The 6,512-nt window shown below is 69.2% G+C and carries 6 protein-coding genes; 4 read left to right on the top strand and 2 right to left on the bottom strand.

Annotated features, from left to right (window positions below):
* The first annotated feature begins 217 nt into the window (after positions 1–217).
* On the top strand, positions 218–727 hold the full coding sequence (locus ACFYYT_RS33770; RefSeq protein ID WP_351825723.1) for an aromatic amino acid lyase: 510 nt from the start codon (positions 218–220) through the stop codon (positions 725–727).
* A 14-nt stretch (positions 728–741) separates the two neighbouring features.
* On the opposite strand, the gene ACFYYT_RS33775 is transcribed toward ACFYYT_RS33770, so the two are convergent.
* Both ACFYYT_RS33775 and ACFYYT_RS33780 read right to left on the bottom strand, forming a co-directional pair.
* The gene (locus tag ACFYYT_RS33775) at positions 742–1,314 is read right to left on the bottom strand and encodes a potassium channel family protein (RefSeq protein ID WP_351825721.1); all 573 of its coding nucleotides are present in this window, start codon (positions 1,312–1,314) and stop codon (positions 742–744) included.
* Positions 1,315–1,574: 260 nt separating this feature from the next.
* Positions 1,575–2,597, bottom strand: coding sequence for a CorA family divalent cation transporter (locus tag ACFYYT_RS33780; protein WP_351825719.1), 1,023 nt, complete (start codon positions 2,595–2,597; stop codon positions 1,575–1,577).
* 608 nt (positions 2,598–3,205) lie between these two features.
* On the opposite strand from ACFYYT_RS33780, the gene ACFYYT_RS33785 reads away from it, so the two are divergent.
* From ACFYYT_RS33785 to ACFYYT_RS33795, 3 genes are all read left to right on the top strand, one after another.
* Positions 3,206–4,456 (top strand): SpoIIE family protein phosphatase, encoded by a 1,251-nt coding sequence (locus ACFYYT_RS33785; RefSeq protein ID WP_351825717.1) that lies wholly within the window; start codon positions 3,206–3,208, stop codon positions 4,454–4,456.
* Between the two features lie 131 nt (positions 4,457–4,587).
* Positions 4,588–5,151 carry a hypothetical protein gene (locus ACFYYT_RS33790; protein WP_351825715.1) on the top strand — a complete coding sequence of 188 codons (564 nt, stop codon included), beginning with the start codon at positions 4,588–4,590 and terminating at the stop codon, positions 5,149–5,151.
* A 482-nt stretch (positions 5,152–5,633) separates the two neighbouring features.
* Positions 5,634–5,831: a serine protease inhibitor gene (locus tag ACFYYT_RS33795; protein ID WP_351825713.1), complete on the top strand. Its 198-nt coding sequence runs from the start codon at positions 5,634–5,636 to the stop codon at positions 5,829–5,831.
* Positions 5,832–6,512: the final 681 nt, after the last annotated feature.

Raw genomic sequence — 6,512 nt, forward strand, 5'->3', positions numbered from 1 at the left:
CCGCCACGGTCGTGCTCCTTTGCGGCGGTCGTTCTCGACGGCGATCACCTGAGCGTCGCTCAGATGCGGGCGGTGCTGCGGGGGGTGAGCGGTCCGGTGCGCCTGGATCCGGATGCCGCCGAGCGGATGCGTGATGTCCGGTCGGGCGCGCTGAAGGCGTGGTGGCCCGGCTGGCCTTGGTGCCCCGGGCGAACGCGATGGCCCGGGGACAAGCGGGGTGCTGACCGCCCGCCACACCGCCTCCGCCAGCCGCGCCGAAATGCTCTTGGACGAGTTCGACGGCGCGTTCGGCCTGCTCCTGGAAGCGACGCGCGCCGAGGCGAGTTCGCTGGACGGGCGCACCCACGCCGCGCGCCGTTTCCCGGCCGAGGAAGAGGAAGCGGAAGGGCTGCGGGCCCTGACCGCGGGCAGCGCGTGGATGACCGACAAGGGACGCGAGAAGTTCGGGGAGAAGCCGCCCCGGGTCCAGGACGCCTCTCGGTGCGCGCGGCGCCGCACATCGTGGCCACCGCCCGGCAGACCCTCGCCGAAGCCGAGACGATCATCGGCCGTGAAGCGAACGCGTCGACGTCGGGACGGCGCGCGGATCGGTCTGAACTCGGCAATGGTGCAGGCGGCAAGGAGGAACTGGACGGCCAGGACGGTTTCGGCGCGGTCCAGGTTGTCGTCGAGGTTACGGACCGAGGCCATGGCCAGCCGCGGCGAACTACGGCCAGGCGGATACTGACCGTCGCCGGCGTGCTACCCCCCGGGCGGGGCGGCCTTCTCGGTGGTCTGGCGCCGACGGCCGCGGCGGGCGGCGTCCACGATGACTTTGATGCCCAGGCCGAAGACGACCAGGTCGGCGAGCATCTGCGCGGTGACCGCGAGCTGGGCTGGCTCGGACGTAGCCGTGATGTCGCCGAACCCGACGCTGGAGAACACGGTGACGGTGAAGTAGAGCCCGCTGGTGTGGGAGAGGTGCCTGTCAAAGCTGCCGGGAGACTGCGCTGACAGGGCGAGGTAGGCGGCCGCGAACAGCAGCAGGAAGAACGGGATGCTCACGGCCAGCGCTTCGACGGCCCGCAGCTCCGGATACCGGGAGCGCAGGATCAAGCCGGCCTGAACGGCTACCAGGACGGCGAACACCACCAGACCACCGAGGAGCATCGCGACGGCGGCGCCCATCGAGGAATGGTCCAGGGGACACATGTAGTAAACGGTCAGGAGTACGGCGACCGAGCCGACCACACGCAGCGCGCTCCAGACCAGCCGGCCCCACGGGGGCCGGGCCTGAGGCCGGTCGGGGGCAGCCGGTTCCGCGGCGCCGGTCACGACGCCCGCCGTGTACGGCCGGCGGCATCTGGCGAGGGCATGGTGCGGTCGTGTCGCATCATGCTGGTGACTTCCACGGTCGTCGCCGCCCTCCGGACACGGTGAAGAACAGACCCGGGGCAGGCCGGCCCCATCGGCCCGTCCCACGGATCGGCGCCGATCCGTCTGCCGGGCAGGGCCGCGTGCACGACGCCAGCATGCCGATCCGCTACGCCCGTTCAGCGACGACGCGCTGGCCGGACGGCGCATCTTCCTGGGGGTCAAGGCCGAGACGGGCCCGTCGGGTGGCTGCTGGCTGCGTCGCGGGGCCGGTCGCTGCGGAGCTGGCGCCAGTGCGTCCGGTACAGCACGACGTACATGGCCACGAGGAGAGCGCACACCTGCATGCCGATGCCAAACCACAGGAAGGTCTTCTCGCTGGTCAAATTGTTGGTGAGGAAGCTGAAGTTCATGCCGAAGAAGCCCGTCAGGAAGGACAGCGGCAAGAAGATGACCGAGGCGATGGCGAGTTTGTTGATCACGAGGTTCTGCTGGTCGGCGACGAGGGAGGCGTAGGCATCGGCGGCTCGCCGGGTTTCGTCCCGCAGCGCATCGATCTCCATCATCACCAACTGGACGGTGCGTTCGTGCATGCGGTTCAGCGCTCGCCGCTCCTCCGAGAGGCCGGGGTCCGCCATCCTGCGATGGGCGAGGAAGTCCTGTGCGATCGCGGCGTAAGGAAGAAACGCACGGTGCAGCTGGGCCGCGCGCCGTCGCAGGTGGGCCAGCCGGTGAGCGTCCTGCGGCGCCATTCCCTCAAGCATGGCCTCCTCGACCTCCGCCACCTCCAGAAGCGTTTGGGCGGCGGCCCTGCGAAACACTTGCAGTACACCGTGCAGGAGGAGGAAGGCCGCCGTCGCTCCGTCGGAGGGCATGTCCTCCGGTACCCGTGCGATGAAAGTCTTGATCAATCCCACGGGCCCATGGTGCATCGTGACGAGATGACGGTCACTGACGAAGACGTGGACGTGCTTGACGCGGCTGCCGTCGATCACCGGCACGACACCTGCGACCGCTCCCGCGCGGTAGTCGGCCCGTACGGGTTCATTGCGTCTGCCGAGCCACTCCCACGCCTTGTCGTCCAGGCCCAGCAAGCCGGCCAGGGGCTGCTCGTCCGGCGGGGCGTCTTCCCCTGCGTCAATGTCCACGATCACGAAGCCGGGACCGGCCAGACGCTCCCTGACCTCGGACAACGCTGCCCGGGCGACGACACCTTCCGGCATCGACACCACCGATACGATCATCGCCCCTCACCCAAATGAAAGTCTGCCCCGAGACGGCCCACCAGGGCCTCCCGATCGCTCCACCAGCCGGATCACGACGCAGTCCCTGCCGGCCCACCGGCACGCTACCGCTCGATGCCGGGCAGGCAACCGTCCTGGCCGCCAGGCTCGCGGACACACCGGCGAAGTCACCCGGTTCCCCGCCCCCAGCCGATCCGCCACCACGTCCGACGAACGGCTACCGCCGTTCGTCGAGCGGATACCCGGCCTGCCCCGGAGGCACGGCCGGCGGACCGAGCGGCTCCGCCCGACCCTGGCTGCGATCGGTCTCGCCCTGGCGGGCCGGGCCGGATCCCGGCTGGCCTGCATCCTCGGTGCGCCGGTCGGCCGCAGCACTCTGCTGCGGCTGGTGGACGACGCCCGAGTCACTCTCGGTGGGAGGTACGGCCCCTCCGCTTGCCCTCCACACCCGGTTCAACGAGCCAGGTGCTGCGCGCCCTGCCGGCCGAACGAGGGCCACCGTGACACGCGACTCCTTGCTGTCGTGCTGTCGTGCTGGCGGGCGCAGCCGGGGGACGGACCATAGGCTGAAGGTAGAGCCGCCGGGGGGCGGAAGGAAGTGGTCACCGGTGGTATCGGAGGTCGATCACGCGGCGCTGTTCGCCGCCACTCCGAGCCCCTACCTGGTACTGGGCCCGGACCTGGTGATCGTCGACGTGAACAGGGCGTACCTGGTGGCCACCGGGCGCACCCGTGACGACCTGGTCGGCCGGCACGTCTTCGCCGCGTTCCCCGACAACCCCGACGACCCGGCCGCGGACGGGGTCCGCAACCTGGAGGCTTCCCTCAACCGGGTGCTGGCCGGCGGCAAGCCGGACTCGATGGCTCTGCAGAAGTACGACATCCCCGTCATGGGCCGGCCAGGCGTGTTCGAGGAACGCTGGTGGTCCCCGGTGAACACCCCCGTCCCGGGCCCGGACGGACGGGTGGCCTACATCATCCACCGGGTCGAGGACGTCACCGCCTACGTCAAAGCCCACCAGGCCGCCCACCCCACCAGCATCCGAGCGGGCGAGCGCCTGGAAAACACCCAGAGCCTGGAAGCCGAGCTGTACGCCCGGGCCCGGGAGCTGCAACGCCTCAACGAGGAACTGCGCCAGGCCCACACCCGTGAACGCGAGGTCGCCGTCACCTTGCAGGAAGCCATGCTCTACGCCCCCGACCTGGAGCATCACCGCGATGTCGCGGTGCGCTACCTGCCCGCGGTCGGCTCCCTCAACGTGTGCGGCGACTGGTACGACGTGGTCGACATCCCGCCCGACCTGCTCGCCTTCGCCGTCGGCGACGTCATCGGCCACGGTCTCCAGGCCGCCGCCGTCATGGGCATGCTCCGCAGCGCCCTGTCCGCCACCATCCGTGCCGTGCAACGCCCCGCCCAGGCCCTGGAGGTCCTCGGCCTGTACGCCAGGTCCGTGGACGGCGCCCTGGGCACCACCGCCTTCAAAGCGGTCGCCGACACCCGCAGCCGCCTGATCACGTACAGCAACGCCGGCCACCCGCCACCCGTACTCTGCCACCCCGACGGCAGCTACGAATTCCTCGATCAGGCCACCGACCCGCCGCTCGGCGCCCGCCCCCTGCACGTCCCCCGCCCACAGGCCAGCCTGCCCTACAAACCCGACGACACCCTCGTGCTGTACACCGACGGACTGATCGAACGACGCGACGAGGACATCGACGTCGGCCTGCGCCGCCTGACCGACGCGCTCAGCGACTGTGCCCCCCTCGGCACCGAACAGGTCGCCGACACCGTCCTCACGCGCCTCGGCCTCACAAGCGGAGGCCGGGACGACATCGCCCTGATCATCGTCCGCCTCTGACCCGCCCCACTCGCACCCCCGGCCTCCCACCACACTGGCGGCGCCGGTGGCAGGCGGCGAAGGATGCTGACAAGTAGATCTCGCAGGGCGTCACCACCGGGATCACCGACATGTGGGCGGTTCCGGACCACATGGAGTACATCGGCCAACCGAAGAACGTCGTCAAGAACAACTGCAACCCGATCTACCACGTCGGAAACTGCACGGTCACGGCCGACATCACGTACAAGTCGCACGTCGACGTGTACATGTGCATGGTGTCGTGGGAGACGTACGCGACGACCACGGGCAACTGCCCCGTCGCTGAGACGGTCTACCTCAAGTCCGAGGTGTCCGAGGCGACGACCAAGAGGCTCAGCGTCACGCTGACGATGCTTGAGTTCAACTCGGGCATCGATCCGGTCGACATCCTGCTCGGCGACTTCATCGGCTGCGCCAAGCTGATCACGCCGGGTCTGTCAGGCGGCACATGGGGCGACTGCGCCTGGGCGGCCTCCTGGTTCGTCGCGGGCGCGATCTTCAAGTCAGCGAAGATCGCGGTGACGGCGGCGGACGCCGCCCTCAAGACCGGCGCCCCAAGCCGCCCCGGAGCCGACGAGGGACAACGCCGATTCCGAAGGAGCCTGCGAAGACCATCTGGTCTGTGTGTACCGCGCATTACGTGCTTGCGTGGGCCAGGGATGAACCCGATCTGATGCAGGGCCGACCGTACCCACCTCCGCACACGCGGAAGACCATCGTGCGGCGGAAGAAGGGGTGGCTGCCACCGGACTACGGCCTACGTGAGCTTCGCCAACTGCGCCGACGCGCTCGACATGGGCTGGTGACAGAGCTGTCGCGGGTCAGTGGATCTGGTACGAGGTGATCATTCTAGAGTCTAGCTATAAGAAAAATTGAAGCACTCTTGTTGGAAGGCTGCTTCGACGAGGTTTCCTCAGGGCTTCGTGACCATGTTTTCATCTCTGGGAGCCGGTCCGCGGAGTGGGCTTGGTTGTGGAAACGGAGCCAAGGAAGGCCTCAGGGCGGGGGGAGCGAAGCGGACCCGCCCAACACGCCCCAGGCCCGGACCCTGTGAAACGGGGCCACCTCTGTGCGAAGCGGGAGCCCCAAGTTCCATGCAGCGGTGGCTTGTAGCGTCGAGCGGGATCCGAAGCGATCATCACCTTTGGAGGGGCTTATGGAGGCGAAGAGCGAGTGGCCGGAGCTGATGGGCAAGTCGGTGGAGGAGGCCAGCCGGCAGATCGGGGCGGAGTTTCCGGAGATCACGGTCCATGTGGTGCCGGAGGGCAACATGGTGACGATGGACTTCAATGAGCAGCGGGTGAGGCTCTTCGTGCAAGACGGCAAAGTGGTCAGGGAACCCAGACGAGGGTAGTCCTTGCTGCCAGTTTGGCCTGCGGAGCAGGCCTGGGGTCCTGGAGGCGGAGCCGTAAGGGCCTTGGGGTGGGGGAGCGGAGCGGACCCGCCCGACGGGCCGTAGGCCTGGACCCCGTGAAACGGGGTCACCTCCCGCGCGGAGCGCGGGAGGTCTGGGGCTTGCAGAGCAAGCCGGTTCTGGTTCCGCTGCGCTCCAGCAGAACCAGTCCGGAGCGAAGCGAAGGACCCCGGCCGAAGGCCGGCTATGGCTCGGAGCGAAGCGGAGAGCCGGGCCCGAAGGGCCCCCGCCGAAGGCGAAGCCGACCAGGGCCGAGCGAAGCGAGGCGGGTCTGTCCGGAGCGAAGCAGAGGACCAACAGCCCGAAGGGCTGGCTCTGGTCCGCAGAGCGGACCGCCGCCGAGCGCAGCGAGGCGGGCTCCCTTCCCAGGCGCGCAGCGCCTGAGGTCCTCAGCCGAAGGCCGACCATGGTCCTGCTTCGCAGGACCATCCGAAGCGAAGCGGAGGACATCCGGGCCGAAGGCCCGGCTCTGGTCCGCGGAGCGGACCGCCACCGAGCGCAGCGAGGTGGCTCCGTCCGCAGCGAGGTGGCTCCGTCCGCAGCGAAGCGGAGGACACCCAGCCCGAAGGGCTGGCTATGGTCCGCGAAGCGGACCGCCACCGAGCGCAGCGAGGTGGGCTC

Source organism: Streptomyces sp. NPDC002032 (assembly GCF_042890765.1).
Lineage (GTDB): Bacteria > Actinomycetota > Actinomycetes > Streptomycetales > Streptomycetaceae > Streptomyces.